Source organism: Paraburkholderia madseniana (assembly GCF_009690905.1).
GTDB lineage: Bacteria > Pseudomonadota > Gammaproteobacteria > Burkholderiales > Burkholderiaceae > Paraburkholderia > Paraburkholderia madseniana.
Map to the genome: position 1 here is coordinate 97,629 of NZ_VOSW01000008.1, position 26,544 is coordinate 124,172.

24 protein-coding genes, 1 tRNA gene and 1 pseudogene are annotated in these 26,544 nt (G+C 60.2%); 8 read left to right on the forward strand and 18 right to left on the reverse strand.

All coding sequences use genetic code 11. The annotated features are described in order from the left end of the window. Nucleotides 1-66: 66 nt before the first annotated feature. From FSO04_RS06365 to FSO04_RS06415, 11 genes are all read right to left on the reverse strand, one after another. The gene (locus FSO04_RS06365; RefSeq protein WP_233464761.1) at nucleotides 67-543 is read right to left on the reverse strand and encodes a helix-turn-helix domain-containing protein; all 477 of its coding nucleotides are present in this window, start codon (nucleotides 541-543) and stop codon (nucleotides 67-69) included. Between the two features lie 55 nt (nucleotides 544-598). Then, nucleotides 599-799, reverse strand: coding sequence for a hypothetical protein (locus FSO04_RS06370; protein WP_154558878.1), 201 nt, complete (start codon nucleotides 797-799; stop codon nucleotides 599-601). A gap of 24 nt (nucleotides 800-823) precedes the next feature. Next, nucleotides 824-1,969 (reverse strand): MFS transporter, encoded by a 1,146-nt coding sequence (locus FSO04_RS06375; RefSeq protein WP_154558879.1) that lies wholly within the window; start codon nucleotides 1,967-1,969, stop codon nucleotides 824-826. 256 nt (nucleotides 1,970-2,225) lie between these two features. Continuing rightward, the gene (locus FSO04_RS06380) at nucleotides 2,226-3,404 is read right to left on the reverse strand and encodes an inovirus-type Gp2 protein (RefSeq protein ID WP_154558880.1); all 1,179 of its coding nucleotides are present in this window, start codon (nucleotides 3,402-3,404) and stop codon (nucleotides 2,226-2,228) included. Nucleotides 3,405-5,012: 1,608 nt separating this feature from the next. After that, the gene (locus FSO04_RS06385; RefSeq protein WP_154558881.1) at nucleotides 5,013-5,216 is read right to left on the reverse strand and encodes a DNA-binding protein; all 204 of its coding nucleotides are present in this window, start codon (nucleotides 5,214-5,216) and stop codon (nucleotides 5,013-5,015) included. Between the two features lie 249 nt (nucleotides 5,217-5,465). Then, complete coding sequence (locus tag FSO04_RS06390; RefSeq protein WP_154558882.1) at nucleotides 5,466-6,467, reverse strand: hypothetical protein; 1,002 nt, start codon at nucleotides 6,465-6,467, stop codon at nucleotides 5,466-5,468. Between the two features lie 579 nt (nucleotides 6,468-7,046). Beyond that, nucleotides 7,047-7,122: transfer RNA gene (locus FSO04_RS06395), tRNA-Ala, on the reverse strand. A gap of 88 nt (nucleotides 7,123-7,210) precedes the next feature. After that, the gene (locus tag FSO04_RS06400; RefSeq protein ID WP_154558883.1) at nucleotides 7,211-7,561 is read right to left on the reverse strand and encodes a c-type cytochrome; all 351 of its coding nucleotides are present in this window, start codon (nucleotides 7,559-7,561) and stop codon (nucleotides 7,211-7,213) included. Next, on the reverse strand, nucleotides 7,558-8,352 hold the full coding sequence (locus tag FSO04_RS06405) for a BON domain-containing protein (protein WP_154558884.1): 795 nt from the start codon (nucleotides 8,350-8,352) through the stop codon (nucleotides 7,558-7,560). Before FSO04_RS06405 ends, FSO04_RS06400 begins: the two co-directional genes overlap by 4 nt. Nucleotides 8,353-8,378: 26 nt before the next feature. Continuing rightward, nucleotides 8,379-8,966, reverse strand: coding sequence for a phosphoheptose isomerase (locus FSO04_RS06410; RefSeq protein ID WP_097390968.1), 588 nt, complete (start codon nucleotides 8,964-8,966; stop codon nucleotides 8,379-8,381). A gap of 228 nt (nucleotides 8,967-9,194) precedes the next feature. Next, nucleotides 9,195-9,638, reverse strand: a complete 444-nt coding sequence (locus FSO04_RS06415) for a YraN family protein (RefSeq protein ID WP_154558885.1) — start codon at nucleotides 9,636-9,638, stop codon at nucleotides 9,195-9,197. A 37-nt stretch (nucleotides 9,639-9,675) separates the two neighbouring features. On the opposite strand from FSO04_RS06415, the gene rsmI reads away from it, so the two are divergent. Beyond that, nucleotides 9,676-10,554, forward strand: coding sequence for a 16S rRNA (cytidine(1402)-2'-O)-methyltransferase (gene rsmI, locus FSO04_RS06420; protein ID WP_154558886.1), 879 nt, complete (start codon nucleotides 9,676-9,678; stop codon nucleotides 10,552-10,554). Nucleotides 10,555-10,764: 210 nt separating this feature from the next. Here the strand turns inward: rsmI and FSO04_RS06425 are convergent, their stop codons facing one another. Further along, complete coding sequence (locus FSO04_RS06425) at nucleotides 10,765-11,367, reverse strand: septal ring lytic transglycosylase RlpA family protein (RefSeq protein ID WP_414693390.1); 603 nt, start codon at nucleotides 11,365-11,367, stop codon at nucleotides 10,765-10,767. A 639-nt stretch (nucleotides 11,368-12,006) separates the two neighbouring features. Between FSO04_RS06425 and FSO04_RS06430 the strand changes: the two genes are divergently transcribed. From FSO04_RS06430 to FSO04_RS06440, 3 genes are all read left to right on the forward strand, one after another. Then, entirely contained in the window at nucleotides 12,007-12,651 is a 645-nt protein-coding gene (locus FSO04_RS06430; RefSeq protein WP_154558888.1) for an MBL fold metallo-hydrolase, read from the forward strand. Further along, nucleotides 12,648-13,277, forward strand: coding sequence for a 3'-5' exonuclease family protein (locus FSO04_RS06435; protein ID WP_154558889.1), 630 nt, complete (start codon nucleotides 12,648-12,650; stop codon nucleotides 13,275-13,277). The genes FSO04_RS06430 and FSO04_RS06435 overlap by 4 nt, the downstream gene beginning before the upstream one ends. 90 nt (nucleotides 13,278-13,367) lie before the next feature. Further along, the gene (locus FSO04_RS06440) at nucleotides 13,368-13,826 is read left to right on the forward strand and encodes an Lrp/AsnC family transcriptional regulator (protein WP_012431468.1); all 459 of its coding nucleotides are present in this window, start codon (nucleotides 13,368-13,370) and stop codon (nucleotides 13,824-13,826) included. Nucleotides 13,827-13,840: 14 nt separating this feature from the next. Here the strand turns inward: FSO04_RS06440 and FSO04_RS06445 are convergent, their stop codons facing one another. The 3 genes from FSO04_RS06445 to FSO04_RS06455 all read right to left on the reverse strand — a co-directional run bounded on the left by FSO04_RS06445 (nucleotide 13,841) and on the right by FSO04_RS06455 (nucleotide 16,703). Then, nucleotides 13,841-15,085 (reverse strand): cation diffusion facilitator family transporter, encoded by a 1,245-nt coding sequence (locus FSO04_RS06445; protein WP_154558890.1) that lies wholly within the window; start codon nucleotides 15,083-15,085, stop codon nucleotides 13,841-13,843. Nucleotides 15,086-15,342: 257 nt separating this feature from the next. Beyond that, nucleotides 15,343-15,645, reverse strand: a complete 303-nt coding sequence (locus tag FSO04_RS06450) for an H-NS histone family protein (RefSeq protein ID WP_054037926.1) — start codon at nucleotides 15,643-15,645, stop codon at nucleotides 15,343-15,345. A 395-nt stretch (nucleotides 15,646-16,040) separates the two neighbouring features. Then, complete coding sequence (locus FSO04_RS06455; protein ID WP_154558891.1) at nucleotides 16,041-16,703, reverse strand: HugZ family pyridoxamine 5'-phosphate oxidase; 663 nt, start codon at nucleotides 16,701-16,703, stop codon at nucleotides 16,041-16,043. 125 nt (nucleotides 16,704-16,828) lie between these two features. On the opposite strand from FSO04_RS06455, the gene FSO04_RS06460 reads away from it, so the two are divergent. Both FSO04_RS06460 and FSO04_RS06470 read left to right on the forward strand, forming a co-directional pair. Then, entirely contained in the window at nucleotides 16,829-18,040 is a 1,212-nt protein-coding gene (locus tag FSO04_RS06460; RefSeq protein WP_168435586.1) for an MFS transporter, read from the forward strand. 554 nt (nucleotides 18,041-18,594) lie between these two features. Then, nucleotides 18,595-19,995 (forward strand): annotated as a pseudogene (locus FSO04_RS06470) (collagen-like triple helix repeat-containing protein); the annotation flags it as partial. A 91-nt stretch (nucleotides 19,996-20,086) separates the two neighbouring features. Here the strand turns inward: FSO04_RS06470 and FSO04_RS06475 are convergent. The 3 genes from FSO04_RS06475 to FSO04_RS06485 all read right to left on the reverse strand — a co-directional run bounded on the left by FSO04_RS06475 (nucleotide 20,087) and on the right by FSO04_RS06485 (nucleotide 23,926). Beyond that, entirely contained in the window at nucleotides 20,087-21,103 is a 1,017-nt protein-coding gene (locus tag FSO04_RS06475; protein WP_168435587.1) for a cupin-like domain-containing protein, read from the reverse strand. Nucleotides 21,104-21,244: 141 nt separating this feature from the next. After that, on the reverse strand, nucleotides 21,245-22,390 hold the full coding sequence (locus FSO04_RS06480) for a branched-chain amino acid ABC transporter substrate-binding protein (RefSeq protein ID WP_154558892.1): 1,146 nt from the start codon (nucleotides 22,388-22,390) through the stop codon (nucleotides 21,245-21,247). Nucleotides 22,391-22,822: 432 nt separating this feature from the next. Beyond that, entirely contained in the window at nucleotides 22,823-23,926 is a 1,104-nt protein-coding gene (locus FSO04_RS06485) for an NAD(P)H-dependent flavin oxidoreductase (RefSeq protein WP_154558893.1), read from the reverse strand. 274 nt (nucleotides 23,927-24,200) lie between these two features. Here FSO04_RS06485 and FSO04_RS06490 point away from each other — a divergent pair, with 274 nt between their 5' ends. Together FSO04_RS06490 and FSO04_RS06495 are read left to right on the forward strand one after the other, a co-directional pair. After that, entirely contained in the window at nucleotides 24,201-24,899 is a 699-nt protein-coding gene (locus FSO04_RS06490; protein WP_154558894.1) for a dienelactone hydrolase family protein, read from the forward strand. A gap of 29 nt (nucleotides 24,900-24,928) precedes the next feature. After that, nucleotides 24,929-26,449, forward strand: coding sequence for an amidase (locus FSO04_RS06495; RefSeq protein ID WP_171925058.1), 1,521 nt, complete (start codon nucleotides 24,929-24,931; stop codon nucleotides 26,447-26,449). Nucleotides 26,450-26,544 lie beyond the last annotated feature (95 nt).

Consider the following 26,544-nt stretch of genomic DNA (forward strand, 5'->3'; position numbering starts at 1 on the left):
CGAAGTAGATCAGGCGGCACGCCCCATCGCGAGCCGCCTGCTGCAGCTTTGAGAGCATATCTGTCTTCACCGCGAACTCCTGCTCATCGCGCTTTTTTTAAGCGAGTAGCGGCCACGTTTGTAGGAGAACCCTTGATGCCTGAGTGCAGCCGACAACGTTTCCAGCCGGCACGGCAACGGCTGGCCATGAACTTCCTCAATGCGCAGCGCAATCTGCCTGAGCGTCATCGATTCGGCACGCGCTGCTTCGACGGCCGTGGCGATCAGGGCATCAGACAATGCGCGGGGACGCCCGCCTTTATGTCCGCGCAGCAAACCACAGAGGCCATTGTCGTTCCAGGCGTGCGCCCAGTTGTACACCGACTTGTCGCTCACATCGAGTTCGAGCGCGATCTCATGAACCCGCCGACCGCGGCCGAGCTCCAGCAGACCCAGCCCACGGGTTCGAAAGTCCTCATGTGGATGCTTGAGCGACAGCTGTTGCAAGGTCTTCTTCTCCGGCTCGGTCAGTTCAACGGCACATTTCATCGGCAGGCACGTCATCAGGATCACATTGCCTGTCAGACCCCATACTTTGAAATTCGTTTACTCGTCGCACTTATCGCCCCATCGTCAGCGTATGCGCCTTCGCCATTGGCTTGACACGAACCATCTGACCGTCGTCTTTCGCGAAATAGTGAACCACGTAGTCGACAAACGTCGCAACTTGTACGGAATCGGCGTTGTCAAGCCGACCAATCGCGCACTGTCCCCGCGCCTTGATTTCAGCTTTTTCGGGCCGCACGTGACAGTCGTCCATCAACCCCTGTCCACTCTGCCCCGCCTAGCTGCGAGCATTGCCGAAGCGGCCAACATATAGACGATTCAACCGGATAGCTTTGGGTTGTCCGCACTGAAGGAACTGCCGGATCGACGCCAGATTACGCTTCAGACGACCCGCTACAACAGCCTCGTGGATCTTCGCGACGAGTAAGTCGTCTTCCGACATGGCAGAACCAAGGCTCGCGTCGGTCGCGACCGACTCCCCCTCGGCGATGGTCGCAGCGTGAGTGGCAGTCTGCTCAACACGACCAACCGGTGTCGCTTTCGGTATGGGCGAGACCGCTTCCTGTTGCGACATAGTCGCATTTCGATCGGACACGACTGCCTTGCGACCGAGCACGACCGCCCCGAATCCTGCGATATACCAGGCGAAGCAGGCTGTGCCTTCTAGCACGACTACTTGCGCGAAATCCAGCAGCAGATTCAGCCGCGCTTCGCTCGTACCGAGCCACTGTGCGACCAGCGAGGTCACGGGATCGGTCCGGCGCGACTCCCCCAGCTCTTCCGCGCGACTGGCCTGGGCGCGCAACCAGTCTTGCTCGGTCTCGCGACGCTTCGCCTCATTCGCCTCGGCATTCAACGCTACAAGCTGGGCCGAAAGTGCGGCCTTCCGGGCACGCAAGCCCCGGCAATCGCCTAGGCAGGGACGCGCGTCAAAATGCGCCAGATCCATACTGACGGCAGCGATGTCCTGCGCGATAGTCGTGAGACTACGACCGGGTGGCACGTCCACGACTGGAGATACAGCGACCACCGGAACGGTTTGCGCCCGCTGATCTGCGGCGTGCTGATGCGCAAACGCAAGGACGTCCACCTGGCCCCTCAGTACCACGAACAGAGCGACGAGCCACAGAGCGACCAAGGCGATTCGTGCGGACAACGGCACGAATCGCCAGAGCATCGGCGCCAGATGCGCGCAAAGGACTGCCCCAAGGGATACTGCAACGCTCCAGGCCTGCTCCGGCACTGTACCGGCACGCTGCAGGCCAGCGAACACGGCGATTCCCAGCGAAATGGCGGAGGTCAGCAGCGCCACCGCCAACGCGATCTTTTGCATTGTGCCCGGCGTAATGACAGCGGATGTATCGGTTGGAGTATCAGGACTACCCGTCGGCCGGTTGAGATTGATGTTACTCATGGTGCTCATCGTTCTGATCCTTCTCGCGCCGAAAAGGCACGATGAAGACGTGTGGTTGCGCCAAATTGAATCAGCGGTCCATCGGCAGCCAAAAGACTCGATGCTGGCGCCGTCTCGCGCGAACGACCAACAGCGTCATGAATGTAGGTATGCACGCGAGAGCCTATCTGCATTAGAATGGCCGCCAGGAGCCGATTGCAGCCCTCTGCCGACCCTCGATCAGCCGTCGCCCGCGCCAACCGCATCAAAGCAGTCGCGCGCCCGCTTAATCGTCCAGATCCGTGTCAGGGCTCATCGCATCCGTACCTGTGTTATCGAGCGAATCAGCCAGCGTGATGTCCGCCGGCTCATCATCGAGCTTCGGCTTCTTACTACGTGGACGCCCTATCTTTTTTTTGTCCTTGACCTGACTGGTGCCGAACAGATGACAGCCATCAAGCCGCGCTTTCAGGAACTGGTCAGCCTTGGCCATGTAGCGGATGTTCGTGCGCAGCGCTTCACGTTTGGCATCGTCGTCCCAGTTGATCTCGCCCGTGCCAATCCCATGCCCGTACTTCTCATGGAACAACTTGTTGGCGTTGCTGTTCCAGTATCTCCCCTTGCCACCCGTAACCTTCACCCAGTATTCGCCGATCTGCTTTGCGATGTGCACGTCCCGGCATGAATCAGCCGAATAGAAGATCAGCATGTGCAAGTGCAACCCCGACTCTTCGCCTTCCTCGATCTTCCAGATGTAGTCCACTATCCCGCGCAAGAGCTTGTTCGTACGGCAATTGTTAAAGAACTTCTTGCGATGCTGCTGGATTTCCTCCAGCGTGACGCTGGATCGATGCTTCTCTTCGTAGCCGAAGTGCAGCATCAGCACAAGCTGACGAGACCTGTTCGCGAATACCTGCTGCTCAATCGCCAGCCCCTTCGCTTCGTTGCGCTCAGCGTTGCGTCTACGTACCCGAAGTTGCTCACGGAACTTTGACGACCCGACGATCTCAGCAACCTTTGCGAGCACGTCATTGAACAGTTGCAAGGGCGTCTTTCCCGTACCGGGATCAGGCAAGTTTCCCCGAAAAGGGAAAAAGCTTGGATGCAACTCGAGCGCCGCAAATGCTTCGCATAGCGCCTCCACATGCGGACTGAAAACGTAACGCTCGGCGAAAGCGTAAAGTTCGAAGAACACCATCACGTCGGAAAAGTACCGTTTGCCCAAGGACGTTGCTATTGGTACCAGCCTATTCTTGCCGTCACGTTCCCACGTGAAGCCCACTCCACCCTTGCTGAACTCGATCTCACGTACCAGAGCTTCCATATCAGCCAGCAGTGGACCCATCAAATCAAAATCACGGTGTATTTCAACACCCTCCTTGCCTTCGATCTCTTTTCCTTCAGTATTCTTTATCAAATCGCTGTATTTGTAGATCTTGCTGAAATCATCTTCTTCGTAAGACATAACTGATCACCTGTCCAGGCTAGTGCAGAGAGCGCATCCGGGTGCTGCTCTCTGCTGGTTTTGTTCGATTAGTTCGGGGCAAGTGCATCACCTGTACAACGTCACTACTGATCCTCTTTCATCATTGGAATTACTACGTGGAACAACGCATCTGCTTCGCGAAAGAAAGGAGTAGTTGAACAATAACAAACCAATCTCTTTTTCGTGAATCAACATTCACCAATGACACGAAGCATCCACACCAAAACATCAACCACAACACTCATTCAATGAAAATACTTACATCATCAATTCATCCATTCTTATATCGCTTATTTCTTATACCCCTCCCTCTCATAGTCTCCATAGTCCATTATTGCCTCTCTCCTTTCTTAATTTCATAGCCATCAATCTTCTTTTCATTATCTGCTCACCTGTTATTTGCCCCTTATTTATCCCTCCTTTCTCTTATTACATAAGACCCATAAATCCCATCTCTCAACATCTAAGCGATTCGCGCAATCCCGTCGATTCGAAGTACGGACCACATGGCAGATTCACTCTCCTTCTTCATATACATACTTATGACCGGATAAATAGTCGATATAAGTCCTGCCGACCACCAAGATAACTTGGTTCGGTCAGCATCCGAAAAGTGTCCCCACTGGTGTGCCAGATGTGGGATGAAACCCCGTAATTGTCGTAGATTGTGTTTATCGATCTAACTTGTGTACATTCGACACACCTTGTGTCGACTTTCTCCTCTCCAATTGTGCTCTGATGCTGATCCGGGAGCCCTTATGTCGTCACGACGTTTGTCAGCCCGGTACATTGCACTGCTACGTCAAACCTCTCTTTTGCATCTAATCGTTTCGTTGTCCAATTGCTCTACTACCGAAGAGCTACACGCCCATTGCCGCAACTCGGGCAACCTGCTATAGCAGATTTTTCAATGTCACATTGAATTGAAAACTGTTTCAACTCAGCCCCCTATAGAAACTCCATATCACCGATACGAATTTATCCCGGATTGCGCAAAACCTCGGTCAAATTTTACCCATCCAGTTAAGCATTCTAAATTGACACCCTCTCCCCAGCGATTAAGATCCGGCTAGAAAAAATCATGAAAAATACTCCGACTGCCAACGCACTATAGAGAAATAACGGTGATGATCAAGAGCATGAGAAAAGCGTTATGCCACGACCTCCATCTCAATCAATCTCAATCCTTCTCAATCCTTCTCAATCCTTCTCAATCCTTCTCAATCCGGCTAATATATTTTTCCGGCTTGCGAAAATAGAACAGCGTACGAAGGCAGATGTCGGAAATCTAGAAAACCAAAAAAAGCCGGAGCGCAATCCGCTAGCTTTTGGGTAAATAGATTGAGCGTTGTGGTTTCTGCGTGGAAAGGAGCTGCGTTAGGCTGAGCTGCGGAAGCATCATGCCAACGTCAATGAAAGCATGTTGTCTTTGGCCTTGCCGGTGTGCCACCTCTGCCCATCGATGCCCTGCGCCGCAATAATTGTTCTGTACGACAGACACATTGGCTGATGCCGGACAAACATCTCAGTATGGATTTGCTGATAGCCTGACGCCGAGACTCCGGGTTCAGGTGCGGTGCCCCGTGCTTAACGGCCGATCAACTGCTCGAGCGCGTCGGCAGGCCAGAGCAAACGGCGGTTCGGTAACTTGACAGGACGCACACCGTGGTAGCTGCCGGTCTGGCTATAACGCTTGCGGATCGAGTCAGGCAGGCAGGAGATCGCGGTCGCGAATTCTTCCGTCGTCAGGCGACGACCGTCAACAGCGAATGCCGGAGTTTGGGAATTCATAATCAGCTCCAAGAGATCGAAACAATAGGGTTTCGCGCTGCATCAAGCCGAAACTGACGATCGATATCAATTGATCCCAGTCGCTACGACTCTACGCAAATCGCTTGGGGCAGAGACTACTGACGGCGAGACAGTCCGTCGACTGATAGTGTTTTATCGTGCGCAACGTGGAATATCGTGCTCTATCGTGCGCACCGCGGCATATCGTGATCAAAGGGGACGTCCGGCGGCGAGCAAGCGCATTAGCCATCAAGGCGCACGGGACCTACGGCGTGCCAGGAATTCGCCCAGCGCATGTCGGGTAAATGGGTGTGGCGTTGGACGACCCTCTTTCAAGTACACCACCTGTCCGTTTTCAACGCCGCAAAGCGGGTAGAAATCCTTCGGGCAATCAGACGCCAGTTTTGCCAATTGGGTATAGACCGCTCCGACGTCGTAGCGGTCTGGACCAGCGAGATCTTGAGCATGCAGAATCGCCTTTTCAATCTCAGACCTTCTCCCCCGGCGCGCCGTCTTGTGCACCAAATTTTCCTGCACTGATGGCGCGACGGGCGAAATGGTTGCATCTCGCAATTGCCCCTCAGTCTGGGCGCTGATTGGCTGCGCAGGGCGCGTGGCGTTTGGGTCAGTTGCGCGATCTGAATCCGGATGCTCGACTGACGTCAGCGAATGAGAAATGCCCGAGCTGTCAAGGAACGCAACGATGTCGGCAAAATCGAATCCGATCTCCTCGACAAGCTGGGAATATCGCGTATTGTTAACCGGCTGCTGCGGACACTCTCTCGCGTAATCAGCCGTTGTAGGCCCAAGATTGCGCCATCGCCCCCCAGAGCTAATCATACGAAGCCCGCCACCGTTCAGACTAGGGACTTGAGACGGAGCATCCACCTCTATCCTACGGATATGAAAATTCTTGTCGAATTCTTCCCACTGCCAATACCACTTGGCCTCTTCAAATAAAAACGTGATGCCGTCCTCTCGCGCGGCATCACTCCGAAGTGGATATCCGGTGCCGCGTCGATAATCTAGCCATCGTGGGTGCAATGGATCGTCCGTGTTGTCCAGACAACAATGCAGTAATGATGCGGCTCCGCTGTAGCGAACAGCATTTTCACAAGGATTTCGCAGCGAGTCAGGATCATCTGGCGTCACCAGTCTCCCCCCATCTGGCGTCGCTAGCCTCACCCAATCTGGAAGCTCCGTATGACTGGCAATCGCGCACAAGACACGATCTAACGAAATAAACTTCATGCGCCGATGCACAATTCTTGCTCCGAGAAAGCACTAGGTTCGACCACTTCGAGCTCAGGATGCTCTTTGACGGGACGCTGGGCAGTCACGTTCGGTCATCGCTGAAACTGACGCCTGCTTGCTCCAGGATCCAAGCTTCGATTTTATCGTGCCACATGCAAGCAGGCCGCGCGGACAGCCAGTGATTCCGTGAATGGAGTGGGGGAGACAAACCCGAAAATCTACCTCGGCCTGCCCCCGCGAGCAGAGGTCGCTCGGGGTGGTTACCTTGTGCATCCATGAATTCGATAGTGACGACTCCAAGCGGCTCCGCCCAACACACTTGAGCACCGAATGAGTTGCTGCAGAGCAGCCGTCACCTATCTCGTTGCATTGGGTTCAGGTGAAGCGCAGGCGGTGCACTGCGCGCTGAACCGATCTGACTGATTGGCTAGAGGAGCAAAGCGACCAACGCGTGCCGGGCTCACCGCATGGAACGAAATGGATCAAAGTTGACCAAATCCTGTTACACAGCGGTTACACGGACTGCATAAACAGAAAAGGGTTACAGGCAAATCACCTGTAACCCTTTGATATTCTTGGTGGAGAGGAGGAGGATCGAACTCCCGACCTTCGCATTGCGAACGCGACGCTCTCCCAGCTGAGCTACCCCCCCAACGTGCAAACAATTCTAGCACAGGCATTTTGCGTTTTGCCAAGCCCCCGCGGCGGTAAAACCCGGAGGCAAAACGGGCGGCAAAACATCACTTCGACGGCGCCCCAGCCAGCACCCAATCCACTACCGTGCGGATGTCCGCATCGCTCATCGATTGATGCGCCGGCATCGGAATCATCCCCCATACACCGGAGCCGCCGTCCTTCACCTTGCGCGACAATTTTGCCGGCGCTTGCGCATCGCCCTTGTACTTCGTAGCGATCTGCTGGAACGACGGACCGACCAGTTTTCGGTCTACCGCGTGACATCCCATGCAGGCATTCGAGTTAGCAACGATCTGACCACGCGGTGCATCGGCCGCACGCGCTGAAGAGGCAAAAGCACCGGCCAACGCGCTAGCCGTCAACATCGCGACAACGAAAGCAACGCCCCGCTTCATGGCGTCGTCGCCTTCGGATTACCCGGATGCACCGCGTTCGAATTGCTGACCGGCGCCGGCGCCTGCTGATCGAGCGGACGCGAACTCACCGATGAATCGGGGATCGCACCGACAGTCGGCGCACTCGCGTCCGGCTGCGAAGCGGCAACCGGTGCGGTCGCCGCCGCAGCGGCAGCAGCCGCCGCTTCCTGCGGCTGAATGTACTGGAACACCTTCACGACCTGCGTGACACCCGGCACGCGGCTCGCGACGTCGGCGCCGCGATTGCCTTCGTCCATCGTGACAAGCCCCATCAGATACAGCGAGCCGCGCTCGGCCACGACCTTGAAGTTGTTCGCCGAAATGTTCTTCTCGGCGATCAGCGCGGTCTTCACACGCGTTTCCAGGTACGTATCATTGGTGCGCGACGAGAACGAGCTGGCCGGCATGATCGCCAGTTCGTTGACGATCGTGTTGACGTTGTTCAAGCCACGCACGATGCTCTCCGCGCGTTGCTTCGAGACGTCACCCGCCACTTCGCCGGTCAGCAGCACGCGGCGGTTGAACACCGTCACATTGACGTGCGCGTTGTCAGGCAAGTTCTGGCTGATCTGCGACATCGCCTTCACCTGCAACTCGCGATCCTCGGTCTGCGCGCCGAGCGTGCGCCGGTCGGTCGCCACCAGCGCGCCGCCGCCCGCCGCGCCGGCAACGGCGAGAAAGCAACCCTGCAACGTCGCGGACAGTCCCGCGGCGAACCCGACCACCAGCACGGTTCTCACCAGTGTCTTCTTGACGCGGAATACGCTCATCAACTAGCTCTCCTTCGGAATCAATCTCAGTCTTCGCCCAGCAACATGGCATCGATGCCGTCGCACAGACAATGGATGGTCAGCAAATGCACTTCCTGAATACGCGCGGTGCGATCGGACGGCACACAAATGTGAATATCGGTATCGCCCAGTACTTCCTGCATACGGCCGCCGCCTTTACCGGTCAGCGCGACCACGATCATTTCGCGTTCGTGCGCGGCCTCGATCGCGGCCAGCACATTGGCGGAATTGCCGGACGTGGTGATCGCCAGCAACACATCGCCTGGCTGGCCAAGCGCCCACACCTGCTTCGAAAAAATCTGCTCGAATGAGTAATCGTTGGCGATGGCAGTGAGCACGGACGTGTCGGTGGTCAGCGCAATTGCCGGCAAGCCCGGGCGCTCACGCTCGAAGCGGCCGATCAGTTCGGCGGCGAAATGTTGCGCGTCGGCCGCCGAGCCGCCGTTGCCGCACGCCAGAATGCGGCTGCCGTTGGCAAGCGCAGCGAACATCGTGTCGATCGCAGCGGCGATCGGCATCGACAGGGTTTCGAGGGCTTCGAGTTTGACTGCCGCACTGTCGCGGAAGTGTTGTTGAATGCGTTCGACTGACATCGAGTCTCTATTTTCTACCGCGAATGGACCGCAATGCGCGGCCGTGTTGTGAAGTCGTATTGCGAAGTCGTGCCGCTTCGGTGAACCGTGCCGGCAACACAGTGCGGATGCGCAAAAACATCGCGAAATGCGCTACCTCGTCGCTGCTTTCTATACGCCGGTGTGGTTCACGAGGCCCGCACGCGAGCGCAAGTTTATCGCACTCACGCCTGTTCTCCCCGCACTGCATCAGACTTCGTCGGCGCGAAACGCATCGCGCAGCCACACGAGCCGGCCCGCTTCGAACGCAATCACGTCGAAACGGCACGCGGGCTCATCATGCGAACGTCTGCTGCGGGTTGCCAGGTAATACCGCGCGGCTCGCACGATCCGCTGCTTCTTTTGCCAGCCGATGCTCGCTGCCGCGCCGCCATACTGCTGTTGCGCACGCGCGCGAACTTCGACGAACACCAGCGCGCCGTCACGGTCGCGCATCACCAGATCGATCTCACCGCCCCGGCACAGCACATTGCGCGCAACGAAACGCAAACGCTGCCGCTGCAAAAACTCCATCGCACGCGCCTCGAAAGCCGCGCCGACGAGTTTGGACCCGGTTGGTCTCGAAAAGTTGTGGCGGTCGGCCCGCGCACTCACCTGCCCTCCATCCGGTTCACGCACCGCTGCGTGGCACAATGGCGGCCTCGTTCTGTCTGTCTACGTCTTCTGTCTCATGACTCCTCTCTCCGAACTCGCGCAAGGGCAGCAGTACCCTGCCGCCGCGCTGTATGTGGTGGCCACGCCAATCGGCAACATCGCCGACGTCACGCTGCGCGCGTTGCATGTGCTCGGACTGGTGGACCGCATCGCCGCCGAAGACACCCGCAACACCGGCCAATTGCTCGCGCGCTACGGCATCTCGAAGCCGCTCGTCGCGGTTCATCAGCACAACGAGCGGGCCGCGGCGCTGCGCCTGATCGAACACCTGCAAGCGGGCGAACGCGTGGCCTACGTATCCGATGCGGGCACGCCCGGCATCTCGGACCCCGGCGCAAAACTCGTCGACGCGGTGCGCGAAGCCGGTTTCCCGGTCATTCCGCTGCCCGGCGCAAGCGCGCTCGCCACCGCATTAAGCGCGGCCGGCGACTGGGTCGCGACGTTCTCGTTCCTCGGCTTCCTGCCGCCGAAGGCAAAAGCACGCGCCGCGGCACTGCAAGCGCTCGCGAACCATCCGCACGCGATGGTGTTCTACGAAGCGCCGCACCGGATCGTCGAAACGGTGCAGGCGTTGGCCGACGCATTCGGCGGCGAGCGCAAGCTGCTGATCGCACGGGAATTGACGAAGTTACATGAAGCGCTGCACCGCGGCACCCTGGCCGAAGGGCCAACGTGGCTCGCGGCCGATCCGAACCGGCAACGCGGTGAGTTCGTCCTGGTGGTGGAAGGTGCGCAGCCGGAAGCCGCTGGCGAACACGATCACGACGCGTTACTGGGCATCCTGTTGGAAGAGTTGACGGTGAGCAGCGCGGCAAAAGTTGCGGCAACCCTCACCGGTGCATCGCGCAACGCGCTCTACGCGCGCGCTTTGGCGCTTAAGAAAGACGAGGAATAAAGCGGACGGGAAGGGATGTGCGCCAGCGGATCAGGCTCGCAGCGCGAGCCAGGACCGCAAGGAATGAGCGGCTGCGTGCAGCCACGGTTGATGAGCAGAGACAAAGGGCCGCGCGAAGCGGCCCTTTGTCTTTCGGCGAACAACGGCGCGAGTTAGCGCCATGTTGCCCGGCGTCACGAGCGCGTCAGAGGCGCGCCCGCGGCCCCTGCATTATTTCTCTGCGCTCGAACCTGAGTTCGACGCCAGCGTTTCATTCAGTTCAGCGCGTGCTTCCTGACTCGTCAACCCTTCGATCTTGACTCGCGCCGTACCGGCATGACGCATGTCGAGCGCGGCGGCGGCGGCCATCGACAGGTCAATGATCCGGCCACGCGCATATGGGCCACGGTCGTTGATGCGCACGACAACCGAGCGCGACGTAGCCGGATTGGTCACGCGAACATACGAGCCGAGCGGCAACGTGCGATGTGCCGCGGTCAGCGCGTGCATGTCGAAACGTTCGCCGTTGGCCGTGCGGCGGCCATGGAAGCCGCGGCCGTACCACGAGGCGCGACCGGTCTGCTGAAAGTCCGCAATGCCCGAACCGCCGTCAGTCAGCGGCTTGGCATCGGCCAGCGACGAGCCTTTGGCGGCTGCGTCGGATGCCGGCGCGCTACCGAAAGCTTGCGGGCCGAAGGAACCTCCCTGCGCATTCTTCGTGCTCAGCGGTACGCCGCTTTCCGACGTGTTGCTCGCGCCCGGAGGCGTGGCGCAACCGGCCAGCACAAAAAAGGCAAAAAGAGTCCCCAGACCACGGGATAACCGAGTTTTCATAAGACGTGCAATCAAATTGTCGAGCCGCATCACGCGAAAAGTTGAGCGTGTTGCCTGCGACTCCGGCGGCAATGGACGACAACGCGCCGCGCAGAAAAGCGCAGTACGTCAAAGCCCGGATGCGGCTTACCCAGCCGCTACCGCACGGTTAATTTTCACGTCTGGCGCAACCTGTCCCCGGCAGCCTGACCAGACCCCACATGCCGCCATCGAACGTGGCAAACACGTTCTTGCACGCGGAACTCAGCGCGCAGGAACAGCGGCGTAGGCCCCACCCAGCGTCACGGAATTTAAGTCCGTTGCAGGCGCGCGGCGCCTGGCTGGGTAAGACGTGTGCATCGAATGCATCGATACCTGATGGCCGCCCAAAACTGCGACAGCCCATACTTGAGTGGCAATCCGCGTGCCCATTTTTGATGGGGACGCATCGCCGTGTGGCATGCACAATTCCTTGTGCATGGAGGCCATTATACCCAAAAGAAAATTTTGGGATGGCAAGCGACTGAAAACCTTGATGAATTTTCACTCTTGCTGCAAAAATGGGCAGCTCAAAGCCCGCTGCAGCGGGGCCTCAGCGCCCTCGACGAGCGTCGACGAGACGCCGGTACAATCAACGTTTTTCCAGCGGCGCCGTCATCCATGAAAGTCACCTTGATCCCCGTTACGCCGTTCCAGCAGAACAGTTCGCTGCTCGTTTGCGAGGCAACCGGACGCGCGGCCGTCGTCGATCCGGGCGGCGACCTGGATGTCATCCAGGGTGAAATCGCACGCCAGAATGTGACGGTCGAAAAAGTATTCCTCACGCATGGGCACATCGATCACTGTGCCGGTGCGAAGACACTCGCCACGCACTACGGCGTGCCGATCGAAGGGCCGCATCCCGACGAAAGTTTCTGGCTCGACAAGCTGCCGGATCAAAGCACGCGCTTCGGCTTTCCTGCTGCCGAGGCATTCGGGCCGGATCGCTGGCTGCAAGACGGCGAGACCGTGCAATTCGGCGACGAAACCCTCGAGGTCTATCACTGTCCCGGCCACACGCCAGGCCACGTGGTGTTCTTCAGCCGCGCACATCGGCTCGCGCTGGTGGGTGACGTGCTGTTCGCCGGATCGATCGGCCGCACGGATTTTCCGCGCGGCAATCACGCCGACCTGGTCCGCGCGATCCGCGAAAAACTCTGGCCGCTCGGCGACGACGTCACCTTCGTTCCGGGTCACGGTCCCACCTCGACGTTCGGCACTGAGCGCCGCACCAATCCGTATGTCGCCGACGGAGTCAAAGCATGAGCAGCGAAATCTACGTGAGCACCGATGTCGAAGCGGACGGCCCGATTCCCGGCCCGCATTCGATGCTCAGTTTCGCCTCCGCCGCGTACACGGAAGACAAGCAGTTGATCGCCACCTTCTCCGCGAATCTCGAATTGCTCGACGGCGCCAAGCCGCATCCGGTGCAGGAAGCATGGTGGAAGACGCAGCCGGAAGCGTGGGAAGCCTGCCGCAAGGATTTGCAGGATCCACTGGCCGCGCTGACGGCCTATGTCGAATGGGTGGAGGCGCTGCCGGGCAAGCCGGTGTTCGTGGCGATGCCGGCCGGTTTCGACTTCACCTATATGTTCTGGTACATGATGCGGTTTGTCGGCCGCTGCCCGTTTTCGTGGTCGGCGCTCGACATCAAGACACTGGCCTTCGCACTGACTGGCCTGCCGTACCGCAAGAACATCAAGCCGCGCTTCCCGAAGCACTGGTTCGACGAACATCCGCACACGCATGTCGCGCTGGATGACGCGATCGAACAGGGCGCGCTTTTCTGCAACATGCTCAAGGATCTGCGCGCGGTCCAGGCAGCCACGCTGGTGGCCGCTAAAGATGGGGACGGCTCAGGACAAAACGCCGCTGAGGAACCGGCAAATTAGGTAATCTCCCTCGCCGAAGCCGTTTTACATTGCGTTTCGTTTTCGAGACCTCTACCATGCGTTGATAGGGCGACGCCAACGGAGGCGCAGTTGACACTCGATACGTTCTCTCAAAAAATCCTGCGCCTGCTGCAGCTCGACGCACGCCGGTCCGTGCAAGAAATTTCCGACCAGGTCGGCCTGTCGAGCACCCCGTGCTGGCGCCGTATCAAGGATATGGAGCAATCAGGGGTGATCCAGCGCTACACGGCATTGCTGGATCGCGAAAAGCTGGGGCTGCACGTCTGCGCGCTCGCGCATATCCATCTCACGCGCCACACCGAGGGCGGGGTCGAACAGTTCGAGCGGGAAATCGCTACCTGCCCGGAGGTCACCGAGTGCTACAGCACGACCGGCGAATCCGATTACATCCTCAAGATCGTCGCGCCGGACATCAAGGCGTACGACAGCTTTCTGCACGAACGCATATTCAAGATTCCCGCAGTCGCGCAAGTGCGCACGAGCGTCGTGCTGCGCGAGATCAAATTCGATACGCAATTGCCGCTGTGAGACTGTAACCGCACTCACGTGGCGCTATGCGGTTGCTCAGCCTTGGCGCTGGCGATGGCCTCGCCGGGCCCTGCTTCCGTCGAGACGCCGCTTTCGGCCTGCAGTACGTCCACCCCCTGCAGCACGTCCAGCTTGCGGGCACCGAGACGGCGCCTGAGCGCGTCAAGATCGACACGAGCCAGACACGGCACATCGCTTTCGGCCGTGCGTGAGCCCGGCGCCGGCAAAACCACTTCGACATCGAGTCCCGTGCTCAAGTAGTGCATATTGACCGACGCTGCCTTCACGTCACCCACGGCGAACGCCGCGTTGACAACGGCAACGACCCGCTCCCGGGTCGGCAGATTGACGGGCGGGCGCGCAACCGCGTCGTTCTCCGGGTCGACATGGATCAGCGCGTCGAGCACGCGGTTGTCGGCCAGCACGCGCAAGCGCGCCGATTCGGCGATGTAGTGCCCTTCCGATACCGAGATCAGCGGGTCGACCAGAATATGCGCATCGACAAGCGCAAAGTCACCCATCTTGCGGGTGCGCATTTCATGCACGTCGCGTACGCCGGGCGTCGCGAGCAATAGCGCGCGCATGTCGGTGGAGGTGGCTTCGTCGAGCGCGCGGTCGGAAAGATCTTGCAGCGCGTCCCAGCCGAACATCCAGCCCATGCGCGCCACCATGAAACCGACAATCGCCGCGGCGATCGGATCGAGCAGACGCACGCCTGCGAGGCTGCCGATAATGCCAATCGCGACCACCAATGACGAAGCGGCGTCCGAGCGTGCGTGCCATGCGTTCGCAATCAACATCGCTGAACGCACGCGTTGCGCTTCGCGCAGCATGTAGCGAAACAGGCTTTCCTTGAAAATCAGCACCAGCACAGCCACCGCGAGCGCGCTCATATGCACGGCAGGGATGCTTTGCAAATCGGCGAGACGCGTGCCGGCACGCCACAACATACCGACGCCGACCACAATCAGCAGCGCACCCAAAAACAATGACGCAACCGTTTCATAGCGGCTATGTCCGTAATTGTGATCCGCGTCGGGCTTGGCGCCGCTGTGCCGATTAGCGATTAGCACGACAAAATCGGAAATCAGATCGGCTAACGAATGGATACCGTCGGCGACCAGCGCCTGCGAATGGGCAAACACCCCGATGACGATTTGCAGCGCCATCAGCACCGTATTGAGCGCAATACTGACAAAGGTACTTTTGCGCGCGACGCGATGTTTCTCGACGGACTGGACGGCGGCGGTGGAAGGCATCTCTGAAACGACGTGAAGAGTTCAATGCCTGTATTCTACCCGGCCCATCTTGATATGCACTGGATAAACCACAAAAAAACCTTTTAAATCAGACGCTTATCTAAACGAAAAGCATTCGCATTCCAGTTTCATGGAACGCGTGTGACAAAGAGTCACGGCAATTTGCAGCGACAATAAAAAAACCGCGCCCTGACGGTACGCGGTTTTTTTCTGGTAACAGCAGGCGCTATATGCGCCACTGATTGACCGTATAACTATTACTTCTGGATCAGAAATTTCTCGCGATCCAGACCTGCGATCCAGCGCGGCGGCTTGCCGCGGCCCGACCACGTGCTACCGCTATCCGGATCACGATACTTCGGCGCGACGCCTGCACGCGGACGACCGGCCTTAGCAGCCTTGGCACCACGGCCACCACCGAGTTCAGTCAGCGAAATGCCGTAATCGGCCATTTTCTGCTTGATCTCATTCAACACTTCTGCATATTCACGCGACTTTGCTTCTTCGATCTGCTTTTCGAGCTTCTCGCGCTGGGCGAGTAGTTCCTTGTAGGAAGACATAGGTTCCCTTGTGGTTTGGATAAATGACTGCCAGTCTTAAGCCAGCTTGCCCTTTGAAGTGATCATGCCTCGGAATTTGATGGCGAGATTAACACAAAATAGAAAGACTACAAAAGCGCCGTCGTAAAATTAATCTCAATTCGTTTCAAAAAATTTCACTCCGACGCGATGTTACGCAGACCCTTTCAAATAGCTAATTTTCGCATTCCGCTGAAAAGCATGGTCGCACATCGATCATTATTGGATTAATTATCAAAAAATGAAATTTAAGATAAAAAAATTGTCCCAACATTTCATGCCATGAAAGCTTTAACATGAAACGTCGGAACATATTACGACCCGTGCTCTGCCTTGTTATTGCGGCATGAGTGTTTTCCCGAAACAGCAATCGAAACTTAATTAGCGTGGCGCTGGATGCAATCTTCGAGCGCCGCATGCAAGGTTTCGGTATTGCGTTTCGCATCGTCGAAGACAAAACGGGTACGCGCGCCGTCCAGCTTCAGATCAGCGCCATAGCGATCGACGCCGAGCAGTTGAAGTCCACTGGCGCCCGGGGAATGACCGGCGAAATGTTCGATCAGCGCATTTTCTTCATCGAAGCCGAGTGGCGGCAGTGGATCGAGTTCGGCGCCGTCGAGCCAGCCCATCGCACCGAAGCCGCCGATGTAGCGCAGCCGCTCGAGCCTCATTGCCCAGAACGTGAAATCGCCGAGAACCAGATACCGTTCGGCGTCCGGGTGATAGCGCAGATAGCGCTGTACGACTTCGGGGGTCGAGTCGACCGGTTCGAACGTGCCGAGCAAGGTGACGCGCTGGCCGCTCAGCACGTCGCCGTCCGGTGCGTCGACGACCAGAAAGCCGGCGCGCGGGTCGGCGTGCAGGTTGTGCGTATGCTCGGCGAGCCGGCTCACGAGGATCGTCGGACGATGCCGCGGATCCGGCGCGAACGGCAGCACCGAAGGATAAGGAAAGCCTTCCGGCTGACGCGCGTGAGTTGCGAGCGTACCGATAGCGGCCATATGAAGCAGATGCAGCGGTGCGTGAGCGGGAATGTTCAAGTTCGCGTTCCTCGATGGCCAGGCATTGGATCGATCTGCTCCAAGCATAAGACAGCGCGCTTCGTTAGAATCGGAAATTCGCTTTCAACGCGCTTTCTCACGCGTTCTCCCTCCTCGAGATTTCCGTGTCCGACCGCTCCGCCGAATTCGTCACTCTCCCCGCTGCTCATCGCGATCTCTCCGACACCGCGCGGCAGCGCGCCCGTATCGCCACGATGGCGCTGTTCTTCATCGCCGGCATGATGTACGCGTCTTGGGGCGTGCACGTGCCGACAGTGCGCGACCGCTTCCATTTGAACGCGGCGATGCTCTCCTACGCACTGCTTGCTCTCGCCGGTGGCTCGATCGGCGCAATGGCGGCGAATGCGTCCTGGATTGCGCGGGTCGGCACGCGCCGGGCCTGTCTGACGGGCGGTCTGGTGATGTCGGCATGTGCGGTGCTGATCCTGATCGTGCCGGCTTACTGGATGTTGCTGATCGTGCTGGCCGTCTTCGGTGCGGGCATGGCCACGCTCGACGTCGCGATGAACGCGGAAGCCAGCGCTGTCGAGAAAACGCTCGGCAAGCCGATCATGTCAGCGCTGCACGGCATGTTCAGCGTCGGCGGAATGGTCGGCGCGGCGGTGGGCGGCGTCCTGTTGTCGCGCGGCATGGCGCCGGCTGTGCATCTCACGCTGGCCGCGGCGATCAGCGCGCTGGTGCTGATTGCGGCCTGCCCTTCCGTACTGCCGCACGTGCCCCACGCCGACCATCCCGACGCCGCCACGCCGCGCGCCAACCGCTGGCGATCGCCGGCCTTGTGGGCGCTCGGTGCCATGGCGCTGGTCGCGCTGATCGCCGAAGGTGCGATGTACGACTGGGCTACCGTCTACATGCGCGACGTCGTGCTGTCCACGCCGGCCCTCGCGAGCGCGGCCTACGCGGCGTTTTCGGGCGGAATGGCGGCGGCGCGTTTCGCCGGCGACGCCGTGCGCGCCCGCTTCGGCGCACCGCAACTGGTGATGGCGAGCGCGTCGCTTGCCTGCGCGGGGATGGTCGGCGCACTGCTGCTGCCGAATCCGGTCATCGCCCTCATCGGCTTCACGCTGATGGGTCTCGGCCTCGCGAACATGATGCCCGTGCTGTTTGCGGCCGCTGCGAGCGTCAAAGGCATTCACGCGGCCGAAGGACTCGCGCATGTCGCCGGGCTGGCGTACTTCGGGCTGCTGCTCGGGCCCGTGATCATCGGCGCAGTGACGCAGGCGACCAGCTTGCCGATCGGATTGTCCGTGGTGGCCCTGTGTTCGGCGCTGATCGCGATCGCGGGTCCGAAGGTGCTGCGGCGTTTGAAGATCTGACGCAGACGCGCGCTGCTGTTGCATCGGCGGGCGTCACGCCATATGAAAACCCGCGTTCTTACGTTACGTTACGCGCGGCCTGAACGCTGATGTGTTCCCCGCCACATCGGCGGCATCAACACCTTCATCGCGTCACGCACCCTCTCCCAACCTCTTGATTTGTATGACCTTACTCATCGAATCGAGCATGCGAACACAAGTGGCATAGGCCTTGCAGTTAGCTTCCCAGCAATTTTCAAATTACGGGGGAGCAGACCATGAATCGCAATTTCAAACTGTCGGCGATCGCCATGTGCGTGACGTCGATGATCTTACTGACCGGATGCGGAAGCACGTTGACCGTCCCGAGCGCCAAGGCCGGGGCGGGTAGTGGTTCCGGCAGCGGCTCGGGCTCTGGTTCGGGAAGCGGCTCGGGAGGCGGAACGCCGACGCCTACTCCGACACCGACGCCGACGCCTACTCCGACTCCGACTCCGACTCCGACACCGACACCGACACCGACGCCGACGCCGACGCCCACGCCGACACCGACGCCGACACCCACTCCGACGCCCACTCCGACGCCGACGCCCACTCCGACGCCGACACCGACGCCCACTCCGACACCAACGCCGACACCAACGCCGACACCAACGCCGACCAGCGCCAATCCGATCGGCGTCGTCGTCCAGAACACCAGCAACGTGCTGACCACAGCCGGCCAAACCGTCTCCTCGATCGGCAGCCAGATCGGCCTCACGCCGATCCCCGGCGCGAACCCGGCCACCACGACCGCGCTCGGCAACGTCGTCTCGAATCTCGGCGCCGGTGTCACCGCAGTCGGCACGGGTGCGGCGAACGGCCTCGGCCAGCTCGGCAATTCCACCGATCCGCTCGGCACGACGCTGGCGAGCAGCGGCGGCCTGATTTATAACGCAGGCCAGGCCGTCAACAGCGCCGGTCAGCTCGTGACGAGTCTCGGCAGCGGTCCCACCGCACCGCTCAGTCCGCTGACCACGCCGCTCGGCAGCACGGTCTCGACGCTCGGCATTGCAGTCAGCAGCCTTGGCACGCAACTGAGCTCGCAGCCGACGAACGGCCAGATCCAGCAAGTGACGCAAACCGTCAGCACCGCGATCACGCCGATCACCGCCACACTCGCGCAAACGACCCAAACCGTCGGCGATACGACCGGACTCGGCGCACCGCTGAACGGTTTGCTGTCGACCATCGGTCACGGCCTCGACACCGCGGGCAGCCAGGTCAGCAGCGCGACCAACAACCCGATCGGCCAGAACCTCGGCAATGTCGTGACCAAGCTCGGCGACACGGTCACGTCCGCCGGCGGCCTGCTGACAGCGGGCGGCACAAGCAGCAGCAACCCGCTCGGCGGCCTCACCGGCATCCTGAATCCGGGCGGCAGCGGTGGCGCAACGGGCAATCCGCTGGCGCCGTTGACCAGCATTCTCACCGCGTTGCCCGGCACCTTGAGCGGCGGCCTGACCGGCGGCAGCGGTTCGGGCAGCCCGCTTGCGCCAATTACCAGCGTCCTTAGCACGGTGACCGGCAGTCTCGGTGGCCTCGGCGGCAGCTCGGGTAGCAGCCCGCTTGCCCCCCTGACCAGCGTCCTCAACACCGTGACTGGCAGTCTCGGTGGCCTCGGCGGTAGCTCAGGCAGCAGCCCGCTTGCACCGCTGACCGGTGTGCTGAACTCGGTCACGGGCGCATTGAGCGGGGGGACCGGCGGCAGCGGCAACCCGCTGGCACCGGTGACGTCGGCAGTGTCGTCGCTGACAGGCGCGCTCGGGTCGGCTGCGGGCTCGGGCGGCACTGGCAGTACCAGCAACCCGCTTGCGCCGATCACCGGTCTGCTGGGCACTGTCACCGGCGCATTGACCGGTTCGGGGACCTCGACCGGCGGCACCACGGGCGGTGGCTTGCTCGGCGGTCTGGCCGGCCTGACGAGCAAGAAGTAACGAATACGAATAACGACAGCAAATAAAGACGCGAAAAAACAAGCGTCGAAGGGGGGCGGCGAGCCGGGTCAACCGGCTCGCCGTTTTTTTGTCACAGCTCGTGATATGTCACGTAGTCGCGTGAGAAGTCGTTACGCTGCAGAAAATTGGTGAACGTCATCGTCACCGATGCATCGAGTCCTTCCACGTAATGCCACCAGCCGATCGGCAGAAACAGTAATTCGCCGGGTTCGAGCGTGCATTCCATCAAATGCGCATTGCGCATCGACGGGAAACGCTCGTAGTCGATCGCACCGCCGTCCACCTCCGAATAACAATGCAGCATGTTCGCCATATGCGGCGTATCGGACAAGGGCACCAGCTTGATCTGTTTGCGGCCGATCACCTGCGCCATGAAGTTATTGGTCAGATCATGGTGAAACGGCGTCTTCGTTCCTGCCGGCCCCATCCAGAAAAAACCCGTATCGGGCGACTCGGCATCGAGATATTCGCGGATAGTCGGCGCGTCTGACCATAACGCCGCGAGGGACGCGCGATTGTGCGAAGTGTTATTGGCGGTCATGTAGAAATCGTTAGTCGGGCCGCTGCGCTCGACGAGATCGACATAATCGGCAAAGCGCATCATGCGCTTGAGCTTCGGCTGATTGATCTCATAATTCGCATCCGACTCGCGGCCGAACTGCACCTCGACTTCACAATCGCCGCACCGCTCGCGAAAGTAGTCGAAACTCCACTGCGTGCGCGCCGGCCAGAAATCGAAAGCGCCGGTGATGATGACCGGCCGGTTCTGAAAGTAGTACTGCTCAAAGAACTCGTCACGCGATAAACGCTCGCGCCGTTCGATCACGCCGCTTCCGGCGCGCATACGATTGAGCGTGCCGTACACCGACAATATCCATTCACGCTTGCGCAAACGATTGCGCAAGCGCACGGCACCCTCAAAGTAAGGACTCGCGAGCGCCGCCTCGATTTCGCGCGCGGCTTCGGCGGGGTCGAAACCATGTCCGACCAGCGCACCGTGCAGCGCAGGCGGCGGTGCGTCGAGCAGCAGATTCTCGGCAATCCAGCGGCGCCAGCCGTTGTCGATCGAACGGATCACAGTGGTCACGGCATTCTCCCAAACGATGTGCTCAAACCCGCTAGCCTCGCACGCAAACGCTCAAAAGAAAAGGCACGCGAGCCTTGCGGCGCGCGTGCCTTTTATCTGCTTGATCGAAGACAAACCAGGCTGTCTTCGGTCATGCGGCTCTTACATCTTCACTACGTCGAGCAGCGTCTTCTTGCCTGCCTTGTAGTTGTACAGCGAGATCACGCCGTGTTGAAGGTCGCCCTTCGAGTCGAACGTGGTTTCGCCGATCACACCCTTGTAGTCGGTCGCCGGCATAGCTGCCAGGATCTTCGACGGATCGGTCGAGTTCGAACGCTTCATAGCGTCGACGATGATGTACACAGCGTCATACGTGAACGGAGCGTAGATCTGGATCGGCTGACCGAAACGCTTCTGATACTTGGCGAGGAACGCTGCGCCGCCAGCCATCTTCTCGAGCGCCATACCGGCTTCCGAGCAGACGATGTTGTCGGTTGCGTCGCCAGCCAGGTCCGACAGCTTGTCGGTACACACGCCGTCGCCCGCCAGCACCTTCGCACGCAGGCCGAGCTGCTTGGCTTGCTTGGCGAACGGGCCGCCGGTTGCGTCCATACCGCCGTACATGATCGCGTCCGGGTTTTCGCCCTTGATCTTCGTCAGAATCGCGCGGAAGTCGACAGCCTTGTCGTTCGTCGCGTCATGCGACATCACGTTCAGGCCCAGCGACTTGGCGGTCTTTTCGAATTCGTTGGCGAGACCCTGGCCGTAAGCGGTCGAGTCGTCGACGATCGCGACGCTCTTCACTTTCAGACCCTTGGCTGCATAGTTAGCCAGCGCCGGACCTTGTTGCGCATCGGTCGCCACGACACGGTACGTCGTCTTGAAACCTTGTTGCGTGTAGGCCGGGTTCGTTGCCGACGGCGAGATCTGCACGATGCCAGCATCGCTATAGATCTTCGAAGCCGGGATCGAGGTGCCCGAGTTCAAGTGGCCGACCACTGCGACGACCTTATCGTCAACCAGCTTCTGCGCGACTTGCGTAGCCGTACGCGGGTCAGCTGCGTCGTCCTGTGCGTCGAGTTGCAGCGTGATTTTCTGGCCACCGATCGTCAGACCCTTGGCGTTGATTTCTTCAACAGCCAGACGTGCGCCGTTTTCGTTGTCTTTACCCAGGTGAGCGATACCGCCGGTCAACGGTGCAACGTGGCCGATCTTGACGACCTCGTCCGCCACCGCGCCCGTTGCCAACGACGCAAACAACATGGCCGCAGCGCTGATCGGCAACAGCTTTTGAATCTTGATGTTCATGTAAGTCTCCAGTTTCGGTCCCAAAAACAACGTAATCGCCCTGTGCCCCCGCTTCCCTACACGTGTCGCTCAGTCCCGTGGACGACCACGCCGGTTGCATCGTTCATGCACTTGGCCAGTACGTTCACCGGACTGTTTGTGGCAGACGGCAAACCGTACTTGCGCGCAAGTGTAGGCCATCAAATTAAATTGTGGGACTTTTTTGAGGAAGTGGGATGAACACTAATAGCGTTTATCCAACAGGAGTCGATTCCGGCTGGAAAGACAGGCTGGAAAGCACCAGCCCATGCGGGTTTCCGCTAGGTTCGCCTATCGTCTAACAGCGCGGCCTAAAGCTTTTAGCGTGTTAAACCGTTAATGTTTCGAATAGGCTTTGTGCGTAAAAACAAAGCGCGTCGCAGTTGCTGCGACGCGCGTCTGAGCCATGCCGAATCAACGTTTGAGCGCGCCGATCCGTGCTGCCACAGCATGCCATTCCTGCTCGAGTTGCCCAACCAGTTCGGCAGCGCCGAGGCCTTCCCGGCGCTTGCGGCCAAGCGGCGCGCCCTGGCCTGACCATAGAGACAGATAGTCGCCGTTATCCGCGCGGCTCGCGGTTTGCCGCAGTTCCTGCGTCAAGGCGTTTTGCACCGGATAAGGCGCGACCTTATGCGCCGACTCGCTTAACCGCTGCATCAACGGATTGCGTATGCCGCGCGCATGACGGCCGGTGATCGCGCGCGTCACGGAGGTCGATGTGTCGGACATCGAACGTACTCGGGTTTTCCATGCCTGCGGTATCGCACTCTCCAGACAAGTGAGGAACGCAGTGCCCATCACCGCGGCTTGCGCGCCGAGCGCGAGTGCGGCGACGATGCCGCGTCCGTCCATGATGCCGCCGGCGGCCAGTACCGGCAGCCCGGTCGCATCGACGAGTTGCGGCACGAGCGCCATCGTGCCGACCAGCGCCTCCTCGAATGCGCCGATGAAGGTGCCGCGATGCGCGCCCGCCTCCGCGCCTTGCGCGGCGATGGCATCTGCGCCCACGTCGCGCCAGGCGACACCCTCGGCAACATGCGTCGCGGTGCCTATTACATATAGGCCGTTCGCATGCAGTCGGGCGACGTCGGCGGCGGAAAGCAATCCGAACGTGAAACTCGCCACCGGCACGCGCAATTCAATCAGCGTTTCCAGTTGCGCGCGAAAATCCGGCGCGTAGCGTTCGAGCGGCTGACCCGGCGGCAAACCGAGGTCCGTGCGCAATGGATCGATTGCTTCGAGCGCGTGACGCACGGTGGCTTCGTCCGGCGCGGCCGGCTCCAGTACAAACAGATTCACGCCGAACGGGCGATCCGTCAGCGCGCGAATCGCCGCGACTTCGCTTGCGATCTTCTCGGGCGACAGTGCCGCCGCCGCGAGGAAGCCAAGACCGCCGGCATTCGATACCGCCGCCACCATCGCAGGCGTCGTCGCGCCGCCGGCCATCGGCGCCTGCACGACCGGCACCCGCAACTCGAAACGCGCCGCAAACGGCGTCACAAAACTGCCTTCATTCATGATCGATTCCCTCTCCGGCAAAGCGCTCGTAGCATCGACGAGCCAGGACTTTAGACTCTACCGAGCCGTGCGCGCGCGGAGAAATGAATTATCGAGAATGTTTCAATCGCCTTACGAGATTATCGCCGCGCGGCGGGCGTCGTCAGGCCGCGCGCGGCCTCAATGCAAGCCGTTTCTTTTGATGGCAAACTGACCGCCCGTCTCAGGTATTCAGGCCTCTGGCATTCATTCAGACCGACCCCGCGCATCGACGCACGAGTAAATGGAGAGCAACATGAGCACGACTTCCCGCTGGATCGACATTCCCGTCGGCAACGACAGTTTCGGCGGCTATCTGGCGCTGCCCAAAGGCGGCAAGGGACCGGCCGTCATCATCATTCAGGAAATCTTCGGCGTGAACAGCCACATCCGCTCGGTCGCGGACCAGTACGCGCAAGACGGCTACGTCGCGCTCGCACCGGACATTTTCTGGCGCGTGCAGCCGCGCGTCGAATTGACGTATGACGGCGCGGATCGCGAGAAAGGCATCGAGTTGATGCAAAAGACCAATGTCGACCTGGCGGTGGCCGATATCGGCGCAGCCGCCGCGGCGCTGCGCGCGATGCCGGAAGTGACCGGCAAAATTGCGGCGATCGGCTTCTGCTTCGGCGGTCAGCTCGCGTATCTGGCCGCCGCGCAAGGCTCGCTCGACGGCGCGGTGGCGTACTACGGCGGCGGCATCCAGAACAAGCTCGAGCAGGCCGCGAAGATCAAAGTGCCGATGCAATTCCACTACGGCGAACTCGACGCGCATATCCCGCTGTCGGCCGTCGGCCAGATTCAGGAGCGCTTCGCCGGCCGTGCCGATGCGGAATTCAACATTTATCCGAACGCCGATCACGGCTTCAACTGCTCGGACCGCGCGTCGTATAGCCAGCCCGCTGCAGCGCTCGCGCATGGCCGCACGCTGATCTTCCTCGGTGAGCGGTTGTAATAACACTCGATAGCGAGGGTCCCTCCGTCGTGCAATCAGACTATCTCGCCCATGACGCCATCGGCCTCGCCGAACTGGTTCGAAGCCGCGAAGCAAGCGCTCGCGAATTGCTGGACATCGCGATCTCCCGCACCGAGGCCGTCAATCCCGCGATCAATGCGATCGTCCTGAAGGACTATGACGCCGCGCGTCAGCGTGCCTCGCGTGATGATGCGAACAGAGCGAACGGCGCGAACCAAGCGGATGGTGGCAGCACGCAAGCAGCGCTCGCGGGCGTGCCTTATCTGATCAAGGACCTGGGCGCAGCGGTCGCCGGATTGCGCATGTCGATGGGCAGCCGCCACTATCGCCATTTCATTCCTACCGAGGACGCACCGGTCGTCGCGCTCGCAAAGGCGGCCGGTCTCAACATCTTCGCCAAGACCAGTACGTCCGAACTCGGTCAGATGCCTTATACGGAGCCCGAATTGTTCGGCGCGTGCCGCAATCCGTGGAATCTCGACCACACGCCTGGCGGTTCGAGCGGCGGTGCGGCCGCGGCAGTGGCTGCGGGCATCGTGCCACTCGCGCATGCATCGGATGGTGGCGGCTCGATCCGCATTCCCGCTTCATGTTGCGGACTATTCGGCCTCAAGCCTTCGCGCGGACGTGTCCCGCGCGCGACACCGACTGCCGCAGTCGGTGAACTCGGCATCGATCACGCGGTATCGCGCAGTGTGCGCGACAGTGCATTGCTGCTCGATCTGCTGGCGGGCAACGCGGACAGGCCGCTCGGCGCGCCGGGCACTTTCCTTGGCGCCAGCCGCGAGCCATGCAAGCCGCTGAACATTGCCTACGTCACTGATCCGATGCTGGCCTTCTCGCTCTCCGCCGACTCGCGCGCCGCGCTCGAAGACGCCGCGCAACTCGCCAGTTCGCTAGGCCATAACATCGAACCGGTGTCGCTCGGCATCGATTTCGCGGCAGTCCGCCATGCGTTCCTGATGATCTGGTCGGTGACGGCGGAAGAAATGGTGCTGAACGCCGATCGCATCACCGGCCGCAAGCCGCTGCGCGACGAATTCGAAATCTCGACATGGACGATGGCGCACATCGGCCGCAAACTCGGCGAGCACGGCCTGCCCAGCGCACTGGAAGAACAGCGCCGCATCACAGAGCGTCTCACCGATTTGCTGAACCGCTACGACGTGCTGCTGTGCGCGACGCTCGCCGACGCGCCGATCAAGATCGGCGAAATGCACCCCACCTCCGCGGAGCGCATGCAGATGCGCGCCGTCACGGCGATGCCGCTCGAAGCCCTGATGAAGAAGGTGCTGACCGAAGCGTCGAACAAGGGGTTCGCATGGGCGGGATGCACAGCGTTGTTCAATCTGAGCGGACAACCGGCGATGTCGGTGCCGCTTTACTGGAACGCGCGCGGGCTGCCCATCGGCGTGCAGTTCGCCACGCGTAACGGCGGCGAAGCAACGCTGTTGCGACTGGCCGCGCAACTCGAAGCGGCGCGGCCGTGGTTCGACAAACGGCCACCGTTGATACCGGCGCGCAGCTAGACGAACGGGCGCCGAACGACTGCACGCTCAAGCCGGTTTGCGCCGCGCATCGAGATCCGCGTGGCGCTTGCCGGGGATGCACGCCACTGCGACGA

Coding starts and splice junctions, on each gene's coding strand:
- FSO04_RS06365 (WP_233464761.1), bottom strand. CDS start 543: ATGACGTGCCTGCCGATGAAATGTGCCGTTGAACTGACCGAGCCGGAG.
- FSO04_RS06370 (WP_154558878.1), bottom strand. CDS start 799: ATGGACGACTGTCACGTGCGGCCCGAAAAAGCTGAAATCAAGGCGCGG.
- FSO04_RS06375 (WP_154558879.1), bottom strand. CDS start 1,969: ATGAGCACCATGAGTAACATCAATCTCAACCGGCCGACGGGTAGTCCT.
- FSO04_RS06380 (WP_154558880.1), bottom strand. CDS start 3,404: ATGTCTTACGAAGAAGATGATTTCAGCAAGATCTACAAATACAGCGAT.
- FSO04_RS06385 (WP_154558881.1), bottom strand. CDS start 5,216: ATGAATTCCCAAACTCCGGCATTCGCTGTTGACGGTCGTCGCCTGACG.
- FSO04_RS06390 (WP_154558882.1), bottom strand. CDS start 6,467: ATGAAGTTTATTTCGTTAGATCGTGTCTTGTGCGCGATTGCCAGTCAT.
- FSO04_RS06400 (WP_154558883.1), bottom strand. CDS start 7,561: ATGAAGCGGGGCGTTGCTTTCGTTGTCGCGATGTTGACGGCTAGCGCG.
- FSO04_RS06405 (WP_154558884.1), bottom strand. CDS start 8,352: ATGAGCGTATTCCGCGTCAAGAAGACACTGGTGAGAACCGTGCTGGTG.
- FSO04_RS06410 (WP_097390968.1), bottom strand. CDS start 8,966: ATGTCAGTCGAACGCATTCAACAACACTTCCGCGACAGTGCGGCAGTC.
- rsmI (WP_154558886.1), top strand. CDS start 9,676: ATGACTCCTCTCTCCGAACTCGCGCAAGGGCAGCAGTACCCTGCCGCC.
- FSO04_RS06425 (WP_414693390.1), bottom strand. CDS start 11,367: ATGAAAACTCGGTTATCCCGTGGTCTGGGGACTCTTTTTGCCTTTTTT.
- FSO04_RS06430 (WP_154558888.1), top strand. CDS start 12,007: ATGAAAGTCACCTTGATCCCCGTTACGCCGTTCCAGCAGAACAGTTCG.
- FSO04_RS06435 (WP_154558889.1), top strand. CDS start 12,648: ATGAGCAGCGAAATCTACGTGAGCACCGATGTCGAAGCGGACGGCCCG.
- FSO04_RS06445 (WP_154558890.1), bottom strand. CDS start 15,085: ATGCCTTCCACCGCCGCCGTCCAGTCCGTCGAGAAACATCGCGTCGCG.
- FSO04_RS06450 (WP_054037926.1), bottom strand. CDS start 15,645: ATGTCTTCCTACAAGGAACTACTCGCCCAGCGCGAGAAGCTCGAAAAG.
- FSO04_RS06480 (WP_154558892.1), bottom strand. CDS start 22,390: ATGAACATCAAGATTCAAAAGCTGTTGCCGATCAGCGCTGCGGCCATG.
- FSO04_RS06485 (WP_154558893.1), bottom strand. CDS start 23,926: ATGAATGAAGGCAGTTTTGTGACGCCGTTTGCGGCGCGTTTCGAGTTG.
- FSO04_RS06490 (WP_154558894.1), top strand. CDS start 24,201: ATGAGCACGACTTCCCGCTGGATCGACATTCCCGTCGGCAACGACAGT.